The sequence below is a fragment of the Paenibacillus sp. FSL R5-0749 genome (genome assembly GCF_038595085.1).
Lineage (GTDB): Bacteria > Bacillota > Bacilli > Paenibacillales > Paenibacillaceae > Paenibacillus.
In genome coordinates this window covers 5,321,074-5,344,533 of sequence record NZ_CP152005.1, presented here as the reverse complement: position 1 = coordinate 5,344,533, position 23,460 = coordinate 5,321,074, and the positions used below count along the sequence as shown (strand labels likewise).

At 47.7% G+C, this 23,460-nt stretch carries 21 protein-coding genes; 18 read left to right on the top strand and 3 right to left on the bottom strand.

The features are described 5' to 3' along the window. Positions 1–11 precede the first annotated feature (11 nt). The 4 genes from MKY85_RS23865 to MKY85_RS23850 all read left to right on the top strand — a co-directional run bounded on the left by MKY85_RS23865 (position 12) and on the right by MKY85_RS23850 (position 4,887). The gene (locus MKY85_RS23865) at positions 12–833 is read left to right on the top strand and encodes a polysaccharide deacetylase family protein (protein ID WP_339257081.1); all 822 of its coding nucleotides are present in this window, start codon (positions 12–14) and stop codon (positions 831–833) included. A gap of 56 nt (positions 834–889) precedes the next feature. Further along, complete coding sequence (locus MKY85_RS23860; protein ID WP_342570921.1) at positions 890–3,040, top strand: glycoside hydrolase family 88 protein; 2,151 nt, start codon at positions 890–892, stop codon at positions 3,038–3,040. 341 nt (positions 3,041–3,381) lie between these two features. Then, positions 3,382–3,648: a CD3324 family protein gene (locus tag MKY85_RS23855; RefSeq protein WP_339237191.1), complete on the top strand. Its 267-nt coding sequence runs from the start codon at positions 3,382–3,384 to the stop codon at positions 3,646–3,648. Positions 3,649–3,804: 156 nt separating this feature from the next. Beyond that, on the top strand, positions 3,805–4,887 hold the full coding sequence (locus MKY85_RS23850; RefSeq protein WP_342570920.1) for a nucleotidyltransferase domain-containing protein: 1,083 nt from the start codon (positions 3,805–3,807) through the stop codon (positions 4,885–4,887). A gap of 140 nt (positions 4,888–5,027) precedes the next feature. Here MKY85_RS23850 and MKY85_RS23845 read toward each other — a convergent pair whose 3' ends face one another. Beyond that, the gene (locus MKY85_RS23845; RefSeq protein WP_342570919.1) at positions 5,028–5,903 is read right to left on the bottom strand and encodes a DUF72 domain-containing protein; all 876 of its coding nucleotides are present in this window, start codon (positions 5,901–5,903) and stop codon (positions 5,028–5,030) included. Between the two features lie 239 nt (positions 5,904–6,142). Here MKY85_RS23845 and MKY85_RS23840 point away from each other — a divergent pair, with 239 nt between their 5' ends. The 5 genes from MKY85_RS23840 to MKY85_RS23820 all read left to right on the top strand — a co-directional run bounded on the left by MKY85_RS23840 (position 6,143) and on the right by MKY85_RS23820 (position 10,267). Further along, complete coding sequence (locus tag MKY85_RS23840) at positions 6,143–6,886, top strand: methyltransferase domain-containing protein (RefSeq protein ID WP_342570918.1); 744 nt, start codon at positions 6,143–6,145, stop codon at positions 6,884–6,886. Positions 6,887–6,913: 27 nt separating this feature from the next. Then, on the top strand, positions 6,914–7,906 hold the full coding sequence (locus MKY85_RS23835; protein ID WP_342570917.1) for an MBL fold metallo-hydrolase: 993 nt from the start codon (positions 6,914–6,916) through the stop codon (positions 7,904–7,906). 214 nt (positions 7,907–8,120) lie between these two features. Further along, positions 8,121–8,537 carry a hypothetical protein gene (locus tag MKY85_RS23830; protein WP_342570916.1) on the top strand — a complete coding sequence of 139 codons (417 nt, stop codon included), beginning with the start codon at positions 8,121–8,123 and terminating at the stop codon, positions 8,535–8,537. After that, the gene (locus MKY85_RS23825; protein WP_339305963.1) at positions 8,534–9,577 is read left to right on the top strand and encodes an FAD:protein FMN transferase; all 1,044 of its coding nucleotides are present in this window, start codon (positions 8,534–8,536) and stop codon (positions 9,575–9,577) included. The genes MKY85_RS23830 and MKY85_RS23825 overlap by 4 nt, the downstream gene beginning before the upstream one ends. 36 nt (positions 9,578–9,613) lie before the next feature. Beyond that, positions 9,614–10,267, top strand: coding sequence for a ferric reductase-like transmembrane domain-containing protein (locus MKY85_RS23820; RefSeq protein WP_339237176.1), 654 nt, complete (start codon positions 9,614–9,616; stop codon positions 10,265–10,267). Positions 10,268–10,427: 160 nt separating this feature from the next. On the opposite strand, the gene MKY85_RS23815 is transcribed toward MKY85_RS23820, so the two are convergent. Further along, the gene (locus tag MKY85_RS23815; RefSeq protein ID WP_105601152.1) at positions 10,428–10,994 is read right to left on the bottom strand and encodes a phosphatidylglycerophosphatase A; all 567 of its coding nucleotides are present in this window, start codon (positions 10,992–10,994) and stop codon (positions 10,428–10,430) included. Positions 10,995–11,186: 192 nt separating this feature from the next. On the opposite strand from MKY85_RS23815, the gene MKY85_RS23810 reads away from it, so the two are divergent. The 9 genes from MKY85_RS23810 (at position 11,187) to MKY85_RS23770 (ending at position 21,361) form a co-directional block, all read left to right on the top strand. Continuing rightward, complete coding sequence (locus MKY85_RS23810) at positions 11,187–12,242, top strand: GerMN domain-containing protein (protein WP_339237159.1); 1,056 nt, start codon at positions 11,187–11,189, stop codon at positions 12,240–12,242. A 118-nt stretch (positions 12,243–12,360) separates the two neighbouring features. Beyond that, positions 12,361–13,116: a ribonuclease PH gene (rph, locus tag MKY85_RS23805; protein ID WP_253440370.1), complete on the top strand. Its 756-nt coding sequence runs from the start codon at positions 12,361–12,363 to the stop codon at positions 13,114–13,116. A 1-nt stretch (position 13,117) separates the two neighbouring features. Further along, the gene (locus MKY85_RS23800) at positions 13,118–13,741 is read left to right on the top strand and encodes an XTP/dITP diphosphatase (protein WP_091011846.1); all 624 of its coding nucleotides are present in this window, start codon (positions 13,118–13,120) and stop codon (positions 13,739–13,741) included. A gap of 351 nt (positions 13,742–14,092) precedes the next feature. Then, positions 14,093–14,935: an STM4015 family protein gene (locus MKY85_RS23795; RefSeq protein WP_342570915.1), complete on the top strand. Its 843-nt coding sequence runs from the start codon at positions 14,093–14,095 to the stop codon at positions 14,933–14,935. Between the two features lie 3 nt (positions 14,936–14,938). Further along, positions 14,939–16,204 (top strand): STM4014 family protein, encoded by a 1,266-nt coding sequence (locus tag MKY85_RS23790; RefSeq protein WP_342570914.1) that lies wholly within the window; start codon positions 14,939–14,941, stop codon positions 16,202–16,204. Further along, positions 16,197–16,982 carry an STM4013/SEN3800 family hydrolase gene (locus MKY85_RS23785; RefSeq protein WP_342570913.1) on the top strand — a complete coding sequence of 262 codons (786 nt, stop codon included), beginning with the start codon at positions 16,197–16,199 and terminating at the stop codon, positions 16,980–16,982. The genes MKY85_RS23790 and MKY85_RS23785 overlap by 8 nt, the downstream gene beginning before the upstream one ends. An 85-nt stretch (positions 16,983–17,067) precedes the next feature. Then, the gene (locus MKY85_RS23780) at positions 17,068–18,438 is read left to right on the top strand and encodes an STM4012 family radical SAM protein (RefSeq protein WP_339243192.1); all 1,371 of its coding nucleotides are present in this window, start codon (positions 17,068–17,070) and stop codon (positions 18,436–18,438) included. Next, on the top strand, positions 18,435–19,295 hold the full coding sequence (locus MKY85_RS23775; protein ID WP_342570912.1) for an STM4011 family radical SAM protein: 861 nt from the start codon (positions 18,435–18,437) through the stop codon (positions 19,293–19,295). Before MKY85_RS23780 ends, MKY85_RS23775 begins: the two co-directional genes overlap by 4 nt. A gap of 368 nt (positions 19,296–19,663) precedes the next feature. Next, positions 19,664–21,361: a methyl-accepting chemotaxis protein gene (locus tag MKY85_RS23770; RefSeq protein ID WP_342570911.1), complete on the top strand. Its 1,698-nt coding sequence runs from the start codon at positions 19,664–19,666 to the stop codon at positions 21,359–21,361. A gap of 148 nt (positions 21,362–21,509) precedes the next feature. Here MKY85_RS23770 and asnB read toward each other — a convergent pair whose 3' ends face one another. Further along, positions 21,510–23,354 (bottom strand): asparagine synthase (glutamine-hydrolyzing), encoded by a 1,845-nt coding sequence (gene asnB, locus MKY85_RS23765; RefSeq protein ID WP_339237139.1) that lies wholly within the window; start codon positions 23,352–23,354, stop codon positions 21,510–21,512. Positions 23,355–23,460: the final 106 nt, after the last annotated feature.

The window sequence follows — 23,460 nt, the reverse complement described above, 5'->3', positions numbered from 1 at the left end:
GGAAGTAAGGGATGGGACATCGTATTCAGTTTGACCGCTATCCAGGTGGTGTGATGAAAGCGTTAACGCTAAGTTATGACGACGGAGTGGTGCATGATCGCAGACTGGTGGAAATCTGTAATCGGTATGGTCTACGGGGAACCTTTAATCTGAACTCCGGTACCCTGGGTAATCCAGGACGTATTGAGGCGTGGGAAGTTGCTGAACTGTATGCGGGTCATGAAGTGGCCGTTCACACGGTTACTCACCCTACGCTGCCTTATGTTCCGAATGAACTATTGACCGAAGAGATTATCGAGGACCGAAAAGCGTTGGAGAAGCTCGTCGGTTATCCGGTACGAGGCATGGCTTATCCCAATGGAGGATACGACCGTACGTTAAGTACAAAGCTTGCGTGGCTCGGCATCGACTATGCTCGTACCGTTGAATCTCATGGCAAATACACACTGCCAGACCGGCCGCTTGAATGGCATCCGACCTGTCATCATAACCATGATCTGGCGGGGCATGCTGAACGTTTTATCCAACATTCCAAAACAGGTACACCACTATTACTCTACGTCTGGGGCCACAGTTATGAGTTCAATGATAACGACAACTGGGAGATCATCGAACAGTTTGGTGAGCAGATTGGTCGCAGGAACGACATCTGGTACGCCACGAACATCGAAGTGATTGCCTATTGGAAAGCGGTGCAACGACTGGAGTGTTCAGCCGATCGATCCATCATTCATAATCCGTCTGCCATCCCGGTTTGGTTCACGGCAGATCAGCAGGTAGTTGAAGTGCAGGGTGGGGAGACATTGCGGCTAAGCGAACGAATCAAGGTATAAGGAAGGGGCTGACGATCATTCGTTATTTCCATGAGAACGAGGCGATTGCAGGCAAGGTGTACGATTCAATTCCGGATATATTGACCACGGTGGCTCAGCGTTATATTGGCGATCACCCGCAACAATCCTTTTTGTTCAGAGCTTATCATCAGGGAGGTTTTCGCAGACTGGGGGATTATCGCTACGACCTGAATCTGAATGAGAAATGTGCAGAGGCGCGTACAGGGCAGTACGTGTATGTATGGGGTAAGTTATGGAGCGAGCAGAATGCAACGTTAAATACAGGCCTGAACTGTTATAGTCCAGTAATGATCTATGTGAACGGAGAAGAGGTATTCAAGTCCGAGTTGTTGCAGGAATTATTTCCCGAGCGAAGAACCCAGATTCCGATTTCCGTTCACTATGGCTGGAATGATGTGTTGCTGTGTTTTGTCAAAACAGAAGTGGGATTCGGCGGTATCTACGGAACAGCCTCTTTCAAAAATTTCCCGCTGCACTTCCTTACTCCTGGGACAGATCGTCAGGGTCAGGAAGGCTGGTTATATTCAGAACCTGTCGATGAACCTGTACTATCTCTTCCTCGTGATGGCATGGCGGAAGAAGAAACAGGTCTTATCTGGTATCCAAGCAGGAACTGGACAGGGGAGGAACAGAGCAAGGGTTCATTTGCACGCATCTATGGTACGGAACAACCTGCTGTGGCCTATGCATGGACGAGGCTGGATGTAACCTTACCAGGATCATCGCCAATTATTTTAAAAGGCAATCATGATGGTGCTTTGACTCTGTATGTAGATGGCAAGGAAATATACTCTGCTGGAAGCAGTGCTAAATTGCACGTTGAACTCCCGCGCCGTTACGGTTCTTGGGATCTGGTCGTGAAAGGTGAAATCCAGGCACAAGGTGGCTCATGGGGATTCACGTTGGAAGATGCTAAGCGTGCGGGTTCCACAGGCTGGAGACTAAAATCACCTTATCCGGTTGCGGGGTGCTCTGACCCTTGGCTGTACACAGGTGTGTTTGTTCCTGGCGCTGAGCCATCCCACACCGACATCGTGCGAACAGATACCGTATTTGATGATGGCGCACAAGGTGTCTATTGGCGGGTAGACCTGCCCGACACTCATGTTCGTCCCTATCTGGAGAACATACATTACGGAAAGTGGAATTATCCACTTGGTGTTACCCTGCTTGGACTGCTCCAGACGGGACAGGAATTGGGACGGGACGACTACATTCAGTATGTTCGGCAACATATTGAACTGAGCACTTCATTTGACCGCTATGGTCTGTGGGATCGGGAAGCATACGGTGCGGCAGGGATCAATAATCAACTGTCTGCCATCGACAGTCTGGATGATTGCGGTTCGTTTGGGTCCACGCTGCTTGCTGCGATGGAGTTGGGCGATATTCACGGAGGAAGAGATACGGCGGAACGGATTGCGGGTTACATTACGGATGAGCAGGAACGTCTGGAGGATGGCGCCTTTTACCGGGTTCGCGGCAGTGGGGAGATGCGTCAGGAGACGATGTGGTGTGATGACTTGTACATGAGCACACCATTTCTGATGCGTTATGGTCAGTTGACAGGAGATAGCGCGTTCTGGGATGAGGCGATCAATCAGTTCCTGATGTTTCGTAAATACCTCTATCTTCCCGAACAACAGATCATGTCCCATGTGTATGATTTTGTGCGTGGTCGGTCAACAGGTATTCCATGGGGACGCGGGAACGGGTGGGTGCTCTTTTCATTGACCGAACTGTTAACGATCTTGCCACATGATCATGCGAAGCGGCCGGAACTGTTACGTTTCTATCGTGATCTAAGTCAAGGGTATCTGGCGCTGCAAGGGGAAAATGGACTTTGGCATCAGGTGCTGAATCGCCCGGATTCCTATGAAGAAACCTCCTGCACATCCATGTTCATCTACGCTTATGCCCGTGGTATTCGCGAAGGCTGGCTGGAACAGCCAGAGCCTTATCTGGAGGCGGTACGCAAAGGATGGGAGGGAATGACGCGCTTGTCAATTGACTATAAGGGCAATGTATATGGGGTATGCCGGGGTTCCGGGTACTCGTTTACTGCCTTGTATTATCGCGATGATCTGGGGTGGAATCTGAACGATACCCATGGGATCGGCATTGTTCTTTTGGCAGGTATTGAAGCACATAAGATGAACCAGCAGCTGTGCAAGGCGTCTATCTGAGGCTTAACCAAAAAAGGATCGGATAATTACCTAAAAGTATTTCAGAAAATACTTAGAATTTTGGTGCCGTCAATTTGCATTAGGGCGACTCATCCGTTAAACACTTGAACAACAGGCTCTGATATAATAGCACATAACAACTATCTGTTTTCCATGGAGGTGAGGCTATTGAAAACAATCGGGGTAGGATTCTTACATGCACGGCTCTATGCAAAGCCAGTGGAGGATATGGCAATGCTTTGCATAGAGTTTAGAAACAATCATATTGCCAACGAAGAATCGTAATATTCTACTGACTGGCTTTGCACCTTATTGATTTATTAAATAAGGGAGTGATGCCCGTGAAATATTCAAAAGCCGAGTCTATTTTTCCGGAAGAATTGCTACGTATCATTCAAGAATACGTTCAAGGGGAATTGGTTTATATCCCCAAACCCAAAGAGGCACATTTAAAATGGGGCGAGAAAACGAACAGCAAGAGTAGAGTCTCTGCTCGAAACGCTGAGATTAAATCTTTATTCCACAATGGAGTCAGCATAGAGGAGTTGGCGGGGCGATATTTCTTGTCCTGCGAAAGCATAAAGAAAATTGTCTATACAAAGAACTAATGAAATCCGCTAAATCGTCCTATCGACGGTTTAGCGGATTTTGTTCAAAGATGAATTAAATCAACTTATACATAGTAACCGCACATCTAAATCGATAGACTCAAGTTCAGGTTGTTGTGATAAAGGACGGCCCGATCATACGAAGGGGTGCAACGAATGGACGAAATCATAAAGAAGAAGTTACTGGACAAAAATGAACGACTCATTAACATGGTGATTGAACGCGCAAAAAGAGATTTTATAGACGATATCGCAATTATTGGGCTTACGGGTTCATTTAGCACGGGAGACTTTCACGAGAAGAGCGATCTTGATTTAATTATCATTAATAATACAGAAAAAGGATGGGAAATATCCGATTGCTTTATCTTAGATGACGTTGGATACGACATCTATTGCACGCCATGGAATTCAAGAATACAAGAGCAATCCACTTTGGAGAGTCCCAACGTATCGAGCTTAACTGAGCTCAAAATACTCTACTATGCAAAGCCTGAGGATTTGGAGAAATTGAACGACTTCAGGCAAAAAGCACTTGATGCACTTGCGAACCCGATAGGAGAAGCGTGTCTTGATCGAGCAAATAAATGGATCGATCTGGCTAAGCAAGCATACAGTGATACGATGCTAGGTGAAGATATCGGTTCAGTGCGACATGCATCTGCCGACGTTCTGTTTAATTTAGTCAATGCCTTGGTTAGTATGAATAACACGTGCATACAACGAGGAATCAAGCGATATTTGGAAGAGATTCGTACGTTTCGCTATGTTCCTGATGATCTCGATTCCTTATACATGTCAATCATCGAAGCTCATACCATTGAAGATATTCGAATAGCCTCCTTTAATATGTTGAATAGTGTTACGAGGTTATATAGCACGATGTGTGATAACTTCATAATTAAATCTGCTCCGACTTTTGATAATCTGAGGGGAACATATGAAGAATTGTGGTGCAACTACGGTAATAAAATTCTGAACAGTGTTATGACGAACGATGCTTCCTACGTCTTTCTTTCGGTCTATGGAGCACAAGGGTATCTTGATGAAATGGCTCTGGAGAAAGGAACTAAGAAATTTGATATTATGCAGTACTTTGATGCAAGCAATTTACCAGTTGTGAAAGAAAAGTTCCTTGAAGTGATGGATGAATATCTAGACGAATATGATAAGGTCGGCAGAGAAGTCGAACGTTTTACAACCTTCGAGCAACTATATGCCCATTATATGAATCATTGACTATACCTTAGAGCCCTGAATAATTAACGAAAGTTCGATAAATTCAAATGAAGACAATCGATATAGTGGCTATAGATAACGAGATGAAAAAAGCGGCAATGCCCTCGGGCTTGCCGCTTTTAGTTGACCCCAAACACAGATCAAAATAATTCCAACTGCTCCGGTCCTTCTTCCTTCTCCGGTTCAGTACGGTCAGGAAAAGGCTTCACTGGCAAATCCAGCAGATCCATCATCATCTGTGCATTCGCCGCTGCATCGCCACCGGAGTTGTTGTTAAAAATAACATAGACATCCTTGCTCTGCTCCTGCAATTGCTCCAGATATCCTTTCCACTCCAACAGCTCTTCCTTGTTGTAACGGTACAGATAACGGGTCTCGCGCCAATTGGGTGCACCATTCTGATACCAACCGGACACATTGCGCCCATGCATGCGAACCAGTGTCATGTCCGAATCCGTGGCCTGGGGCACGATGGGAATGGAACCCAACCCCGCCTGAGGTTCGTCACAGACGCTGTGAATCCAGCCTTGCTCTTTCATGAACGCAAGTGTTCGCTCACGCATGTCATCTTCATACCAGCTGCGATGGCGGAATTCCAGGGCGCACGGAATGCCCTCCATTCGAAGCTTCACTTCACGAAGCTCTTTCACATTGTCCTTATTACATTCGAACCAGGGCGGATATTGAAATAAGGCTGCCTGCATTTTGCCTGCTTCTATGACGGGTTCCAGTGATTCCCGAAAGGCTTTATACATCTCCGACGTGCTGGTGAAGTAGGGTTTGCCTCTAAGATGTCCGGTCATTCCCTGATAGGCTTTGATGATAAAAGCAAAGGATTCAGGCGTCTCAGCAGCCCATCGTGCCATGCGATCCCGCGGCTGTACGGCGTAGAAGGAACTATCCACCTCCACGGTGGAGAAATATTGTCCGTATAGACTGAGCTTGTCTTTGGCTTTGGTACGGTTCGGATAGAGATCTTCCTGATCCCCCCATCCGGTAAGTCCGATGTGAATCATAAGAACACCTCCTGTTGCTTTTAGAACAACCTCTTATAATTACCCGATTCGCAGGGATATGCGTATGATTAATATTATATCGTGTACATTTTGGCTCTTCAATGTAGGCAATGTACCGGGATTTTTTTGAGTTTGCAGAATAAAGACGTTACAATACATTAAAGCTAGGGGAAATGACCAGGCCTGTACAAAGCGCACTACAGATAGAGGGCCAAGGACCAGGTGGAGGGCGAGATTGAATGACGGAATGGTATGAAAAGAGTTTTGGAGAAGATTATCTTCTCGTATACAAGCATCGGGATGTGCACGGTGCCTATCATGAAGTACATAAAATGATCAATTGGTTGAAGCTTAAGCCTAATGCTGAAGTATTGGATCTATGCTGCGGTATGGGGCGACACTCCCTGGCACTTGCTGATGCAGGATTGCGAGTGACCGGAGTTGATCTGTCCGATGTGCTTTTACGCGAAGCGCGCCTAACAGACACCGAACACCGAGTATCTTGGTGTCATGCGGATATGCGTGAACTGCCGCTGAAAGGTGGTTTCGACGCCGTAGTTAATCTGTTCACATCGTTTGGTTATTTCCTGGAGGACGGAGAACAACTGAAAGTATTACGAGCCATTCATCGCATGCTTCGGCCGGGTGGCAGCTATATTATTGATTTTATGAATACGGCGTATGTGACTCGTCATCTGGTGCCGCACTCCGTCCGAGAGGATGAAGGGCAGCGAATTGAGGAATTCCGCAAGATTGAAGATGGATTTGTGCAAAAGGAAATTCGTATTACCGACACCACATCCGGACATGAACCGCGAGTATATCAGGAGCGTGTAAAGTTGTACACTCGTGATCAACTGAGTCAGATGTTAAGTGCAGCCGGGCTCCGGGTAGATCAGGTTCACGGCAGCTATGATGAAGAGAAATATGACGAGCAGACTTCTCCACGCATGATTTTTGTGGGGCGTCGTCCTGTGGAGTGAACGGAGATCGTCAGGAAGGGGGATCATATGAAGCGAACAGAAGAGATGTCCATGACAGAGGGCATATACCGGGTCAAGATCAGCATGTCGTTTCCCTTGCGATGGGTGAACAGTTATGTGTTATCAGAACCGGATGGAAAGATAACCATTATAGATCCCGGACCGCGTAATTCGGAAACAGAACAGGAGTGGAGTGAAGCGCTGGCAGATCTCGGTCTGACCTTTGGCGATATTCGTCAAATTGTACTGACCCACCATCACCCCGATCATCTTGGGTTGTCGGGTTGGATGCAACAGGTGACGGGGGCACCTGTTCGAATGTCCACACGCTCCCGCCAAGAGGCCGATTATATGTGGGGACCTGATTCACGCATCAATACAATATTACCTGATTACTATAGTCGTCATGGTATGCCGATAGACAAGACTGAACAGATATATGAACATATGAAGACATTTACTTCGCAGATCACGCCCCTTCCGAATGTCATACCTGTTGAAGATGGCGAGTGGCTCGATATGGGCGGGCGACGTTGGGTTGCTGTCGAAACGGGGGGACATGCCCCAGGCCATTTATCCTTTTATGCGCCAGAGTCCATGGAGATTCTGTGCGGAGATGCAGTTTTGCCACAGATTTCACCGAATATCAGTCTGCAACCCGGCAGTGACCCTCAGCCATTATTGTCTTATATGGAAGGATTGCAACGTCTCGGAGAGCTGAACGTCAAGCAGGCATATCCGGGGCATCGGAATCCATTTTCCACATTCAACGAACGGACCGTTCAACTGCTCGAACACCATGAGGAACGACTTCAGAAGCTGGCAGATCGAATGCAGGAGTCACCCGCGAATGCGTATGACATCTGTCTATACATGTTTGGCAATCGGCTTGGTACCCATCAACTGCGGTTTGCCATGAGTGAGACGTTGGCTCATTTGCAGGAGTTAATTCGACGTGAAGTAGTGAAGCAAGTGCAGCAATCGGATGGTTCGCTCTATTTTCAAATCTATACGGAATGATGGTATCGTTAAGAAAATGATAATTCGATCTTATATAGAGGCTCGGGACAGGAAACTCACCTGTTCGGGGTCTTTTTAGCCTGTCTTAACAGTTCATTCATCTATTTTTAAGCCACCGCGTCTATCATACAACTATGAACTTCGCTAGGGCGTGTCTTAGAACTCCGAAGGAAGCAGATTATGAGACACACCCTAAAGAAAGCAGGGATGAGCGATGACCAGAAAAAAACGAAATCAATGGAGAAAATGGCAAGCTTCAGCGGCAGCAACGTTGACTGTGGCTGCACTCTTTCAATATGTAAGAACTTCGGATGCCTTTGATGTAGCCTACGCAGCAGCGAATGGTACAGACACAAGCGTTACTGCTTCAAGCCAGGTGGATACGCGGGATGATGTGATGGATGAATGGTTCAACAGCACAACGGACAGCAGCAACTGGAGTACACAGGACAATGATAATGATGATAGTCAATATAATGGAACAACCGATAACACACAATCTGCTGGGCCTGATCAGAGCATGAATAACGAGAGAAGGTACTCAGATTCTGAACGTCCGAGCCAACATAATCAGGATTCAGATTCCGGATATAGCAGTGGCAACTTTCAGTCACGCACAGGTGCATCATGAGCCGCACAGTGCAAGTTGCTCGTCCGCTCCGGTTTCAATTCCGTGCGATGAACACGGATGTTGAAGTACAGCTGTCTGCTGGGAAGGAACAAGTTGAACATGCAGCAAACTTAGTGAAGAATTGGTTTGAGACGCAAGAGCAGCGCTTTAGCCGGTTTGTCGCAGATAGTGAACTGAATCGTCTGAATCATGCAACCGGATGGATGCCCATTTCCGCTGCGATGGATGAAGTTTTGAGTCTGGCCTATGGGTATATTGGACTGACTGAAGGGATTTTCCAACCGGGTATCTCGCAGGCTCTTCAGGCTTCGGGATATGATCTAAGCTTCGAGAAAGTGCAACAACGACAACTGCAGCGCCCGCTGCTTGAACGCATTTTGCGAACGAGAACACCTGAAAGTTCAGGAATGATGGAAGATCGGCATGACCACAGTCGTCCGGGATGGATTCAGCGGGAAGGTAGCCGGATGGTTCATCTGGACCCTGGAGCTGAGTTGGATCTGGGAGGAATTGTTAAGGGTTGGGCAGTGGAGCGCATTGCGGACTGGTTGCAGCGAACATTGCATATCCCGGCGGGTTTAATTAACGCGGGTGGAGATATTCAAGTATGGGGTACACCGGACTATCCCCAGTGGACCTTGAAAGTAACAGATCCTTTGCAAGAACAGGGAGATGTGTCAGGTACGATTCGTTTACAGCGAGGAGCTGTTGCCACTTCGGGTATCTCGCATAGGCAATGGCAAAATTCAGACGGAAGCCTTGCGCATCATCTCATTGACCCCCGGACAATGGAACCGGCGGATACGGATGTGCTACAGTGTACCGTTTTGGGACAGCATGCGTCGCAATGCGAGATTATTGCCAAGACGGTCTGCATTCTGGGGAGTGCCGAGGCGGTGGGCTGGTTAAACCGACACTATGATCGTCATGACGTCCTGTGGATAACACAGGAGGGAAGCACTTATTTTAGAGGAAATACGGATACGCTCGCTGAGCACTGGCCCGGTTTTGATCCGGATCATCGCTTCAGTCTGATTTAAACGAGGACAAGTCTAACAGATATGGGGGAGCCGGTTATGGCACAATGGATTGTAGATTACCTGCCGACGTGGAATATCATTCGAATTAGTGGAATTGCTGCTTATGTGCTGCTCTTTGCCGGTGTATTTCTGGGCATTGCTCAAGGGATGCCTATGGCCAAGGGCAAACCAAAAGCAGCCATGTTCAAATGGCATACTCGAACGACCTGGCTCGCCTTCGGACTTGGACTCGTGCATGCGTTAACGTTATATATTGATCATTACAGCCCATTTAGCTGGGGAGAACTTCTGATTCCTTTTACCGCCTCCGTGCATCCGATTGGCAGTGGTCTGGGAACGTTATCCTTCTACGGATTAGTGATCGTCCTGTTATCCAGTGACCTGCGGAGCAAATTGGGCCGCAAATGGTGGTTCTTGTTCCACATGCTGTCCTACCCCGTGTTCATTGGTCTGCTGGTTCACGGCATGGTAACAGGATCAGATTCTGGCAACATTATCATGCGAATGATGTATGTATTTACCGGACTCAGTATACTTGGTATCACCGTATTACGTGGCATGTTGCGAGAACGCAAGGGCCCGGAGATCACGATTGGACCGAAATGGACATCCGCTGAGCCAGCTGCCGAGCAGAAGTGGGTTGAAGGTTATGGTCTGGCGGGAACGGTACGACCTAAACATCTCAAATAATAACATGTGGATCATCCAAAAATTATGGTACACATGCAAAAGAAGCGGCCATCAGGCCGCTTTTTCCATGAACAGTTATTTCTTCAAACAGTTATTGCACTAAGCATCTACATACATGTCCAATCTTTCACTTGATTTCAAGTACGAAACGAGTTACGTGTTATACCGTGTCATCGCTGACCGGTTTTTCTCCCAGTGCTTCTTCAAGCTCGGATTGTTTGCGATGGGCGATCCGACTGCTCGCTGCCGATGCAATTGCACCGACAATATCATCGAAAAAGGTGTGGACAGGACCCAGGCTCTTGTCATTCAGTCGTTCGAGCACCCCTGGCTTCAGCTTGTCCACATAGCCATAATTCGTAAATCCGATACTGCCATATACATTGACGATGGAGAATGCCAAAATCTCATCCACGCCATACAGCCCTTCGTCATTCTCAATCATCTCCTGCAAAGGAGATATGAGCTGCCCCTGTTCCGCCAGAATATCAAGCTGAATCCCGGTCAGGACGGCGTTCTGTACCTCACGTTTGCGGAGAACCATCTCCACATTTTCGATACACTCTTCCATCGTAAGACCAGGATAATATTTTTTCTGCAATAACATGACCAGTTCTGCGATCTCAGGGATCGTGACGCCCCGCTTATGCAGCCATTCCCTAGTTGCCTCCGCGACCTTGCGGCTATTCAGGCTGTAAGGGATTTTTTCTTGCTCAGGATGTTCCATGGGCGATTCCTCCTCTGAAGTTAGCAATGTCCCTACTCTTGCTTCCTAATACGTATTAACCGGTTTTACGTTTCTTTAAGATCATCGAACGTATAACTTTTCAGCGAAGCTTTTATCTTTTAGTTATTTTTTGGACAAAGGCTCGTATACATGGTAGTACAAACTGTAAAAATGATGAGGGGGAACGTGATCATGAGAAAGATCCAATCTTTGCGTACGGTATCGGCAGCTGCGCTGCTGAGCATTCCTATGGTGTTGTCAGGTTGTGGCATGTTTGGAGCCCAGTCTTCCGAAGCTGTTGATCCGCCACCGCCCATTCAGGAAGCAGCCATGATCCAGGCAGCCGAAGGGAATGGGGCACTCGCAACGCTCCCGTTAACGACAGTATATCTGCAAGACCAGCAGGGACTGCTCGCTCCGGTATCCCTGACTCTTCCTTCTGGAACAGATGCCAGCAGTCCCAAGACAGCACTGGATACACTTGTCACAGGCGGGGCCTACGCGGGTATGTTGCCAGAAGGATTCCAGGGCGTTCTCCCGCAGGGAACGGTTGTACAGAATGTAACGATTCACGCGGATGACAAGCTGGCAGTCGTGGAGTTCTCGGGTAATTTTGCCAAGTATGATGCGAAGGAAGAACGGAAAATGCTAGAAGCTGTTACCTGGACATTGACGGGAACACCAGATGTGGAGAATGTGCAGATCTGGGTGGATGGCAAAAAGTTAACACAAATGCCGGTAAACAGTACGCCGTTGCCTGAACCGCTGAATCGGGCTGTGGGAATCAATCTGGATCTGGGTGATACTTTGGTGGCGAACAGCAGTCCGGTCACGGTCTATTTCTCAGCAGCTTCACCAGCAGGCATCCAATATTATGTTCCAGTTACACGTCTCGTTACCCCTGGCGAAGATCGGGTGCAGGCAGCATTGAATGAGCTGATCAAGGGACCTGACAAAGGCGGTGAACTGGAAGAAGTCATGACAGGCGGAACAGAGCTGCAATCGGTCAAAACGGCCGAGGATGGCACAGTAACAGTTGCCTTGAAAGATGATATGTTTGCCGAAGGGGATATCGTACCTAGCGAGCTGTTACAGTCTGTTGTATTAACCACTGCGGAGAATACAGCCGGCAAGGATGCCAAAGTGCAGATCGAATGGAACGGCCAAAAAACGGTCATGGGTGATGATAACCGGGATTACAGTACGCCTGTTTCCAAGCCTGAATATATCAACGAAATTCCGATTTAATGAACGCAGAATGCATAAGGATGCTTTTAATTGAACTCTTTGGTAAAATATAAGGGATTCGTAAAATTGTTAACAAGCTCAACATTACAGGATGCTTAAGTCGTAGGAGGCAGAAAAAATGAGATCAAACGGACGAAACAGCGAACAGCTGCGCCCGCTGAATTTAACAGTGAACACGAATAAATACGCCGAGGGCTCTGTACTGATTGAAGTTGGAGATACAAAGGTGATCTGTACAGCTACAGTGGAGGAACGTGTTCCTCCCTTTATGAAAGGGCAAGGGAAAGGCTGGGTAACGGCTGAATATTCCATGCTGCCACGTGCAACACATACTCGTAACCAACGTGAAGCCAATCGCGGCAAATTGACTGGACGCACCATGGAAATCCAACGTCTGATTGGTCGGGCACTGCGTTCAGTGGTCAATTTGCAGGCGCTTGGTGAGCGTACGATTACGCTGGACTGCGATGTTATTCAAGCTGACGGAGGCACACGCACAACGTCCATTACCGGTGCGTTTGTAGCGTTGGCGCTCGCTGTGAACAAGATTTCTCAACAACACAAACTGCAAGTATTCCCGATTACGGATTTCATAGCAGCAGTAAGTGTAGGTGTTGTGGGTGAACAGCCTGTACTGGATCTGAACTATGATGAAGATTCCAAAGCCAAGGTGGATATGAATCTGGTAATGACAGGCGGCGGCAAATACGTCGAGCTCCAGGGAACAGGTGAAGAAGCGCCATTTGATCGCCGTGAGCTGAACGCAATGCTGGAACTGGGCGAGCAGGGAATTTTGGAGATGATCGAGCGTCAAAAAGAAGTACTTGGACCGATTGCGCTCAAGATTGGCGCGCGTGGATTAGGGGAAGCCTAAGATGAGTTTGGACAGCCCAATCCTCATTGTCGCAACCCGCAACGCGGGTAAAGTCCGTGAATTCGCACATGCTTTCGCACCGCTTGGCAAAGAGGTCAAGAGCATGTTTGACTACCCGGAGCTGCCGGATGTGGTGGAAGATGGCGTAACGTTTGCGGAAAATGCCTGGAAGAAAGCGAAGGCGGTAGGCGACGCGCTTGGTTTGCCCGTACTGGCAGACGATTCTGGACTTTGTGTAGATCTGTTGGACGGGGAGCCCGGAGTTTATTCAGCGAGATATGCAGGCGAAGGAGCAACGGATGCACAGAACAATGCGAAGTTGCTGGAGACGCTGGAATCGTTGAAATCCGGTGAGGACACTGAGCAGCCGCTTCTCAGTCCGGCTCGATTCGTCTGCGCATTGGTCCTGTACGACCCGACAACTGGTGATAAATATGAATCGGAAGGCACTGCGGAAGGCTGGATCACGGCTGAAGCTGCGGGTGCTGGTGGTTTTGGATATGACCCTCTCTTCTATGTACCTGAATACGAGATGACAATGGCAGAGCTGACGCTGGAACAAAAGCAGGCGATTAGCCACCGTGGTCATGCGCTGAGAGCACTCGTATCCAGACTTGAAGGCTGAGTCGCAACGAGACTTTTTGATTTAGCGTATCAGATGTGAACATCAAAAGCGTTAATGGAAGGAAAGGAGCATTCCGATGGAATGATTCACCAGCCATTAACGCTTTTTTTATATGAATTGAAGTTGTCCAACGGGGTTAGGTAAGCTCCTTCCATATACCTAATGATGGGGGCTATTTCCGCGACTTCATTCCAGAACGTATGTTCCTGTACCTACATAAGAAATGCTTAACATTGCATGATTGGGAACCTCATTGGGACTGGAGTTGGAAGAAGTTGCAAGCTGTGTGTGGTATGGGTTAACATTCAAATTAACGAATCATATATGAACCTTAAACGGAGGGATTTGCTCATGCAAGAAGTGAAGCTTGTTGTATCCTACGATGATTATGAGGACGGCATTCGTATGGAAAAATTAATTAAGGATTTGGCGGCTAAACCGGAGGCCAGCTCACTGGAAAGTCTGGTCATCGGAGATTGGGGACAGGCTTATGAGAGCTCACCTCAAGAGTTCATGAGCACACTCATCCAGTCGGCTTCAAGCTTTCCGTCATTGAAGAAACTGTTCATCGGGGATATGGGATTCGAAGAATGTGAAGTGTCGTGGATTATTCAGACGAATCTTACCCCCTTGTTGGGTGCCTTTCCAGAATTAACATCATTCTCGATTAAGGGCAGTAGCGGCCTTAGTCTGGAACCGCTCCAGCATGCCAAGCTTGAAGAATTGATTATTATCTGTGGCGGTCTCCCGAAAGAAGTGTTATCTTCGATCACCCATGCCAAATTGCCTGAATTGCGTAAACTGGAATTATATATTGGCGTCGATAATTATGGCTTCAATGGTTCAATTGAAGATATACTGCCTTTGTTAGAAAAAGGATTATTTCCAAAGCTGGTTTACTTGGGTCTGAAAGACAGTGAAATTCAGGATGAGATTGCGAAAGCAGCAGCGGAAGCACCTATTCTGGATCAACTTGAAATACTGGATCTATCGGAAGGAACGTTGTCCGATGAAGGGGCAGAGGCCTTACTTGCCAGTGACAAGATCAAGCAGCTGAAACATCTCGATCTAAGTTACCATTACATGACCGATGAAATGATCCGTCGCTGGAACCAATCGGGTATATCCGTAGACGTTAGCGACCAGCAACAAAGTGATGAGGATGACTGGCGTTACCCGTCATTAACGGAGTAGAGGATGTCAGGTTTTACGAAAATAGTTGAAAGTCTGCATCAATTAGATGATGTTCCTGATCTGGATCGGGAGCAGCCATTAGTATTGATCGGAAATCCTCATAACCGACGAACGCAAGGGATGCAAGAAGCCAGGTATAGATTAGGGATGAAACCTGCCGTTGTATTGCCTTATGCCCAATTGCTCCAGAACTGGAGACAGGGGGGAACGATCGTTGATATAGTAGATTCCAATCTGCCTGTGCCCCTCGTTCGGATTGACGCTCCTGGTGAGGATTGGGAAGTAGAGCGTGAATTGTTATTCCTTGGAGTTATGAATGATACGTCATGCTTAACAAAAGAAATGGCGGCAGAGGCATTCACAGCAGAGCAGGTACTTGCGTTGGAACAGGAGTGGGGAAGAATCTATGCCCCTGCTCAGTGGTTCCGCGGCTGGAAAGCATGTCTGGATCGAATCGGCCGTGAGACTCGGGAAATATGGCCTGAAGTTCGATTCATGAATGATCCTGCTGACATCCAATTGATGTTTGACAAGAGAACATGTCAGCAGCATCTATACTCTCAGGGGGTTCATGTACCTCCTACGCTCCAGTCTTCACTGCCGATTCGAAGTTACACTGACTTGCGTACAGCGATGCAATCGGCCGGTATGAACCGTGTATTTGTGAAGCTTGCGTGTGGTTCGGGTGCCTCAGGTGTTGTCGCGTATCAGATTAACCCACGTACGGGTGACGAAATCGCCATAACGACGATGGGAATGGAACAGGCGCAGGGCAAGACAATTTTTTATAATGAAGGACGTTTACGCAAGTATTCCCGTAATGGCGAGGTTGCTGCGTTAATGAACTGGTTATGTGCAGAAGGCGCACAGATTGAACGGTGGATGCCCAAAGCCACGTTTGATCAGCGGGCCTATGATATTCGCCAACTGGTTGCGGGTGGACAGGCAGGCCATGCGATTATGCGACTAAGTCGTACCCCTATAACCAATCTGCATCTGCGCAATGAACGTATGTTGCCTGCTGAAGCTGGTCTGGATGAACAGCGGATGTCGCTGGTTCGGACGGCAGCGCAGGCAGCCATGTCTGCTTTTCCCAACTCGTGGTCAGCCGGGATTGATGTGATGCTTACAAGTGATTCGAATCCGCGTGCCTATGTGCTGGATGTGAATCCGTTTGGAGATCTGTTATACAGGGTTGAGCATCATGGCCTTGGAACCTATGAGTGGGAAATGGAACTTTTGCGAAAGGAGCCTATTCAACATGCCTGATATGAACACCATTGTGGGCTCCCATGATCTGTTAATGATTACGCTGGATACGTTACGCTATGACGTAGCCAAGCTGGAAGAGGCGAATTGTCCCAATCTGTGTGGTTCCGGTCCGTGGGAGAAGCGTCATACTCCAGGCAGTTTTACATATGCGGCACACCATGCTTTTTTTGGTGGTTTTATGCCGACCCCTGCCAATACGGATAAGGCATCGCATATAAGATTGTTCCATTCCCGGAATACCGGACTCAAGACTCATCCGCATACCTGGCTGTTTGATACACCGGATATCGTGTCCGGGTTCGCAGCTGAAGGTTACCGTACCATCTGTATTGGCGGCGTCATTTTTTTTACGAAAAAAAACCCGCTTGCGAAAGTATTGCCCGGCTATTTCCAACAGAGCTACTGGCGAATGAACTTTGGGGTAACCAACCCCAAATCGACAGTACATCAGGTACAGCATGCATTAAAGCTGCTTGAACAGACGCCGCCGGATGAAAAGATATTTATGTTTTTGAACGTGTCTGCCATTCATGGCCCCAATCGTTACTTTGTGGAAGGTGCCAGGGAGGACTCGGTGGAGACTCAGCGAGCTGCACTTCGATATGTAGATGAGGCACTTGGGCCATTGTTCGAGGCGATGAGGAAACGTTCCCGGCCTGCCTTTTGTTTAGCTTTTTCCGATCATGGTACAGCTTACGGTGAAGACGGGTATCAAGGACACCGGCTTGCACATGATGTCGTCTGGACGGTGCCATACCGTGAATTTTTCGTATAGAACGTATTGCTCTTAACGTATTAATCTTATGATGATGATAACAACCGGAGACAGGAGGAGACCGATGGACAATCATTCACAACCCATGACAACAGGCGATTCCGATCAGTCCGGATCCAATACAACGATTACAGGTCTTCGTGAAGTACTCGCATTCCCTTATCGTTCGTATCTGTACTCATACCCGCACAAGACCGCATATCGGGAGCTTGACCCACCACTGCCGCTGGGACCAATGTGGGAACGAGAAAATACCGATACGTATTTTTTATATATGCATATTCCCTTCTGTGCTGCACGTTGCGGATTCTGTAATCTGTTCACCCTGCCGGATCGACGGGATGATACGCATGAACGTTATGTGGATGCGCTGGAACGTCAGGCGAAACAGTGGGCACCCATCACATCTCGAAGACCGTATTCGCGGTTCGCGATTGGTGGAGGAACGCCTACATTATTAAATGAGGTTCAGTTGAATCGTCTGTTTGATATTGCTGAACATGTGATGGGGCTGGACCCTGCGCAAGCATCGATTTCGGTGGAAACGTCCCCGGATACCGTTACGGAAGCCAAGCTGGCTATTATGAAGGAGCGAAGTGTGGATCGTATTAGTATGGGTATCCAGAGTTTCATAGAAGCTGAAGCATCTGCCATCTATCGTCCACAAAAACCGCAGGAGGTCGAACGGGCGCTTGAGAAGCTTACCCGTTATGATTTCCCATTGTTGAATCTGGATCTGATCTATGGTCTGCCAGGTCAAACGGTCGAATCGTGGATCTATTCACTGGAAAGAGTTTTGGCTTACGAGCCGGGCGAAGTCTTTATCTATCCTTTGTATACTCGGGAAAATACAATCGTGAAGCCTGATGATATTCGTCGTCAGGGACCTGACATTCGGATGGAGCTGTATATTGCTGCACGTGAGACTTTAAAAAGTAAAGGATATGTGCAGTATTCGATGCGAAGATTTGCCAAGGAACAATCGTCCTCCAAAGTGCTTCTGCCTTATAGCTGTCAGGAGGAGGGCATGGTTGGTCTGGGATGCGGCGCACGCTCTTATACGAGTGAGGTACACTATGCTTCCAAGTACGGTGTGAGTTACAAGGCTACACAGAGCATCATTGCCGATTATGTGGCGACTGAGCGCTACGATGTGGCGGATTATGGTATCGTGTTAAGTCGCGAGGAACAGAGACGTCGCTTTATTCTGAAAGCCTTGCTGCATCGGGAGGGATTGACGTTGTCTGACTACCAACAGCGCTTCGGTACCGATGTGATGGCTGATTATCCTTGGCTTAGCGAGTTGTTTACGGAAGATATGGGGCGGGTTGAACTGGAGGAAGGCGAACGTGTATTACGTCTGACAGAAGAAGGACTGGGTTACTCCGATGCAATTGGAGATTGGCTTATATCCGCCGAAATTCGTGAACAGATGGAAGGGTTTGTTTTCTCATGAGAGCGACTTTGTATTATCGCGGCAAGTTGTCTTCCTGCAATTATGACTGTCCATACTGCCCTTTTAGCAAAACCGTCGATTCCAAAGAGACGCTGGAAGTGGATGAACAACAATTGTGTCAATTTGTGAATTGGGTTAAGGCTCAGGAAGACGAAGGTCACCGCTTCTCTATTTTCTTCAATCCTTATGGTGAAGCGTTGGTACGACGCTGGTATCGGGAAGCTATGGTTGAGCTGTCACATATGCCACATGTGGATAAAGTTGCGATCCAAACCAATCTGTCCGTCAAGCTGGATTGGGCGAGGGAGCTGGATGCGAATAAAGCAGCTTTTTGGGCGACGTATCATCCTCGTGAGACAAAAGAGTCTTCCTTTGTAAAACAATGTCTGACCTTGCGTCAGATGGGACTTGCTTTTAGTGTCGGTACTGTCGGACTCCGTAGTGCTTTCCCCGCAATTGAGTCCATGAGACAGGCTTTGCCGGATGATGTGTATATGTGGGTAAATGCCTTCAAAGATCGGCCCAAGTATTACACGCCGGAGGAAATTCAGTTTTTACGTGGGATCGATCCGCTTTTTGAAGGTAATCTGCAGGACTATGAGAGTTTGGGCAAACGTTGTGCTGCCGGTTCGGAAGTATTTTATGTACAAGGGTCAGGGCATGTGAAGCGGTGTTACAAGGATCGCCGGATCATTGGGCATCTCTATCGCGATGGTCTGCAAGCTTTGGCCGAGGATCGGCCTTGCCGCATGAAAAAATGTGGCTGTTACATCGGCTACATTCATATGGAGGATTCTCCCTTCAGAGAAACATTTGGTAGTGGGCTGTTGGAGCGTAATCCGGTCCTGATTCCTTGATCCGAATTTCATATGTCAGCATAACTCTGAAATGCATTTTTCAGTGTAAGCGGGATCAGACCTTGGGTTTGAACAGGCTACGCTGAAAAGTGTGTTTTTTTTGATATTCTCAGATACATATTGTTTAATATTTTTGATGAAAAAGGGTCTTGACTATTCTTGTTGAAATATTTTCCGGGTTTATGATTCAAATCCTGTGTTTTTTGGGTTAATATAAATAGGAAAAAAGACCTGTTTCAAATAGTATTTATACATACAATCTGTATATGTATCTATTTATAGGTCTAAAGTCTTATCTTTATTAATCTGTGGAAGGGGGACCGATGTCGGGGAAACGCGCACGTTATTTGAATCTCGGGGGAATAGACATGAAAAGAATATCAATTAGCCGCAAGTTACTTATGGGTTTCTCATCGGTACTGTTATTACTGGTGGCTGTAACGGTTATAGCGTATACCCAATTTGTATCCATTGAGAAAACGTATACAGAATTAATTAATAATAGAACAAGTAAACTATTGCTCATCAAAAATATGACGATAGATCTTAAAACACAGCAGATTGCTTTGAGGAATTTTGTGATGGAAGACAATGAGGTTAACGAGGATGAATTCAATAAGGCATATGAAGACTACATAGCGTTAAGCAAGGAGTTACAATCAACGGTTACAAGTCAGAGCATGAAAGACTACCTCACCCAATCAGATGAAGCGATGAGTAAGTATCATCAATTTGCCAAGAATATTATGACACTGACAAGACAGGGGAATAACAGCGAGATCTCGAGACTAATGCAGGATACGGCTCCAGCTCTGATCGGTGAGTTTGAAGCCATTGTCAATAATATGGAGAAACATCAACAAGACTCCATGGATGCTGGCGTTGTGAATGCCAATCTTCAGATTGCTCAAGTTCTTCGTTGGATTACTATTATTGGGGTAGCTTCCATTCTCATTGGAACACTCGTTGCGTTCATCATAGGCAGACTGATCTCCCTGCCTGTCGCTGCAGTTGCTCAAGCCGCAAGTCGCATTGCGGAAGGGGATCTGACTGGTGAACCTATTACAGTTCGTAACAAGGATGAGATTGGTGATCTGGCCCAAGCCTTCAACATCATGTCCGGGAATCTGCGTACACTTATTCATCAGGTTGGGAATAGCGCAGAACACGTAGCTGCTTCTTCCGAAGAACTGACAGCAAGTACGGAGCAGACATCCACCGCCACGGAACAAGTAGCCATCACGATGGGGGAGATTGCGACGGGAATGGATACCCAGGTACGGATGGTCAGTGACGGATTCCAGACGATGACTGAGTTGACGACAGGTTTTCAGCAGGTTACGGTGAACACCTTAAATATGTCGGAGGAAGCGACGAAAGTTTCAGCGAAGACGGTATCTGGCAGTGAGTCTGTTGAATCCGCTGTAGGACAGATGAATTCCATACATGTTACGGTCTCAGGTCTGTCGGCAGTTATCGAAGAATTGAGCAGACATTCTCGGGATATTGTGAAAATGGTGGAGAGCATCTCTGAAATATCAGCCCAGACCAATCTTTTATCCCTTAACGCTGCCATTGAGGCCGCTAGAGCTGGTGAACATGGGAGAGGGTTCCAGGTTGTTGCCACAGAGGTTCGTAAATTATCTGAACAATCAGCACGTTCAGCGGAACAGATTGTGCCTTTGGTAGCCTCCATGGAGAAAGGGATGCGGAACGCTGCTCAATCCATGAGTATAGTGACGGCAGAGGTGCAAGAGGGAATTGAACTTGTTCACCAGGCAGGTGCTACATTTAATGAAATTCGGGAAGCAGTTGGTAATGTAGCGGGTCAAACACAAGAAGTCTCTGCTTCAATCGAGCAGATGTCAGCAGGTGTAGAGCAGATTAGTATTTCCATGAAAACCATTATGGAAGTGACGGAAAGTGGAGCAGCGGGAACGGAAGAGGTGAGTGCTTCTTCAGAGGAACAGTTGTCTGCAATGCAGGAGATCGCTTCCGCAGCCAATGATCTCTCGTCCATGGCAGAGCAGTTGCAACAGACTGTCCGTCAATTCAAAGTTCAATAAATTCCGGCTTGAGAGTAAAGTGTGGGTGAAAGGTTGGGCTTAGGCTTATGTAGCCTCTCACATAATAAAGGGTGTCCGTACAGCTAACTGCTGTCGGGGCACCCTTTTTGGTCTTGATCTAGAACCATGTGCTGCAAGATAAGATAGGTTAACGAATAGCGACTTTATACGTCCGCAACCAGGTATTGATCTGCGTTAGATAGGCGAACAGTTGTGGACCAGACATTAATTGTCCGAACCATGGGAGATTGGATGCGGCATCTGCAGAAGAAGCTAAATTGCGAATTTGGGCTTTGTCGATCAAAGGCAAAATTGGCGAGGTTGGATCGTCCAGTATGTCAAGGACCTGTTGTTTAACCGCGGCCAGATATTGCGGATTATGTGTTTTCGGGTAAGGACTCTTTTTGCGATATAACACATCATCAGGCAGGACACCTTCGAGTGCTTTGCGCAGAATACCTTTTTCCCGCCCGCCGGTTATTTTCATCTCCCAAGGGATATTGAATACATATTGAATCAGGCGATGGTCACAGTATGGAACCCGCACTTCCAATCCTGCCCCCATACTCATCCGATCTTTGCGATCCAGAAGTGTAGGCATGAAACGTGTAATGTTCAGGTAGGACATCACCCGCATTTGTGCATCTTTACCCGTTTCACCATCCAGAAGAGGCACTTCAGCCACTGCATCGGAATAGCGGTCTGCCAAATAGTCGAGTGGCCGAATCCATTCCCGAATATCCGGGGATAATAGCGCTGCTCTCATGTCAGGTGCTACAGACCACGGGAACGTACCGGAGTTCAGCATATCTTCTCGATGGAACCAGGGGTAACCGCCAAACACTTCATCCGCTGCTTCGCCTGAAATGGCAACCGTGGCCCCTTTTTTGATTTCTTTACAGAACAGATAGAGCGAGGAGTCTACATCTGCCATGCCCGGCAAATCCCTTACTAGCATGGCCTGTGTCAGGGCATGAACCAGCTCTCCGTTCTCAATCTCAATCCAGTGATGATCGGTCTTGAGTTCATCTACCATTCGTTTAATCCAGGGGCCATCTGCACCTGGCTGAAAGGAATGTGCCTGGAAATGCTTGGCGTTATCCACATAATCGACAGAATACGTACTGACTTGGCCTTGCCCGGTCCGGTTGTAATAATCCACGGCTAAAGCAGACAAGGCACTGGAATCCAGTCCTCCTGATAAAAGAGAGCATACTGGGACATCCGAAGCCAACTGGCGCTCCAGTGTATCTTGCAAGAGTGTTCGCACTTCGGCTGCTGTCTCTTCCAGATTATGTTCGTGATGCAGGCTTTCCAGTTTCCAGTAGGCATAGGTTCTGATCCCGTTTCGGTTGTAGATCAGCGCGTGCCCAGGCTTGAGTTCACTCAGTGAAGAGTATACACCGTGCCCTGGTGTCCGCGCAGGTCCTACAATAAACACTTCGGCCAACCCTTCCGGGCCAACCGCGGCTTCTACATCTGGATGAATGAGCAGAGCTTTGGGCTCTGAGCCGAATACGAGTGTGTCTTTGGCATTACTGTAGAACAGAGGTTTCACGCCAAGGCGATCCCGTGCCATAAAAACCTGTTCGCGTCCCCCATCCCATATGGCAAAAGCGAAAATACCGTTAAACCGGTCAACGCATGCCGGTCCCCACTCGATATAAGAGGCGAGCAACACTTCCGTATCACATTGCGTGCGGAACGGATGCCCCCGCTGGAGCAATTCCTTTTTCAACTCGGGTGCATTGTATAGTTCTCCGTTATACACGACGGTATAGGAGGTATCTCCCTGTAACGCATGCATGGGCTGTGCCCCGTTCTCGGGGTCCATTACACTAAGACGCCGATGTCCAAAGGCACAAGGATTGGAGATCCATGTACCTGAAGCGTCGGGCCCCCGGTTCGACAAGCTATCCGTCATACGGACCAGCAGCTCTGATTCCTGGGTCAGATCCCGATTCCACTGTATGAAGCCGGTAATACCGCACATGGTTTGTTCATCCTTTCTTGGTCGAGTCATTCATCCGTATGGCTGCTTAATTACGGGCAACCAGCAAATGTTGTCTTTTTCGTCAGAGGTCGTAACAAATATATGC

Coding starts and splice junctions, on each gene's coding strand:
- MKY85_RS23845 (WP_342570919.1), bottom strand. CDS start 5,903: ATGATTCACATCGGACTTACCGGATGGGGGGATCAGGAAGATCTCTAT.
- MKY85_RS23785 (WP_342570913.1), top strand. CDS start 16,197: ATGCCTGATATGAACACCATTGTGGGCTCCCATGATCTGTTAATGATT.
- MKY85_RS23770 (WP_342570911.1), top strand. CDS start 19,664: ATGAAAAGAATATCAATTAGCCGCAAGTTACTTATGGGTTTCTCATCG.
- rph (WP_253440370.1), top strand. CDS start 12,361: ATGAGATCAAACGGACGAAACAGCGAACAGCTGCGCCCGCTGAATTTA.
- MKY85_RS23790 (WP_342570914.1), top strand. CDS start 14,939: ATGTCAGGTTTTACGAAAATAGTTGAAAGTCTGCATCAATTAGATGAT.
- MKY85_RS23825 (WP_339305963.1), top strand. CDS start 8,534: ATGAGCCGCACAGTGCAAGTTGCTCGTCCGCTCCGGTTTCAATTCCGT.
- MKY85_RS23840 (WP_342570918.1), top strand. CDS start 6,143: ATGACGGAATGGTATGAAAAGAGTTTTGGAGAAGATTATCTTCTCGTA.
- asnB (WP_339237139.1), bottom strand. CDS start 23,354: ATGTGCGGTATTACCGGCTTCATACAGTGGAATCGGGATCTGACCCAG.
- MKY85_RS23795 (WP_342570915.1), top strand. CDS start 14,093: ATGCAAGAAGTGAAGCTTGTTGTATCCTACGATGATTATGAGGACGGC.
- MKY85_RS23835 (WP_342570917.1), top strand. CDS start 6,914: ATGAAGCGAACAGAAGAGATGTCCATGACAGAGGGCATATACCGGGTC.
- MKY85_RS23810 (WP_339237159.1), top strand. CDS start 11,187: ATGAGAAAGATCCAATCTTTGCGTACGGTATCGGCAGCTGCGCTGCTG.
- MKY85_RS23780 (WP_339243192.1), top strand. CDS start 17,068: ATGACAACAGGCGATTCCGATCAGTCCGGATCCAATACAACGATTACA.
- MKY85_RS23830 (WP_342570916.1), top strand. CDS start 8,121: ATGACCAGAAAAAAACGAAATCAATGGAGAAAATGGCAAGCTTCAGCG.
- MKY85_RS23775 (WP_342570912.1), top strand. CDS start 18,435: ATGAGAGCGACTTTGTATTATCGCGGCAAGTTGTCTTCCTGCAATTAT.
- MKY85_RS23850 (WP_342570920.1), top strand. CDS start 3,805: ATGGACGAAATCATAAAGAAGAAGTTACTGGACAAAAATGAACGACTC.
- MKY85_RS23865 (WP_339257081.1), top strand. CDS start 12: ATGGGACATCGTATTCAGTTTGACCGCTATCCAGGTGGTGTGATGAAA.
- MKY85_RS23800 (WP_091011846.1), top strand. CDS start 13,118: ATGAGTTTGGACAGCCCAATCCTCATTGTCGCAACCCGCAACGCGGGT.
- MKY85_RS23815 (WP_105601152.1), bottom strand. CDS start 10,994: ATGGAACATCCTGAGCAAGAAAAAATCCCTTACAGCCTGAATAGCCGC.
- MKY85_RS23820 (WP_339237176.1), top strand. CDS start 9,614: ATGGCACAATGGATTGTAGATTACCTGCCGACGTGGAATATCATTCGA.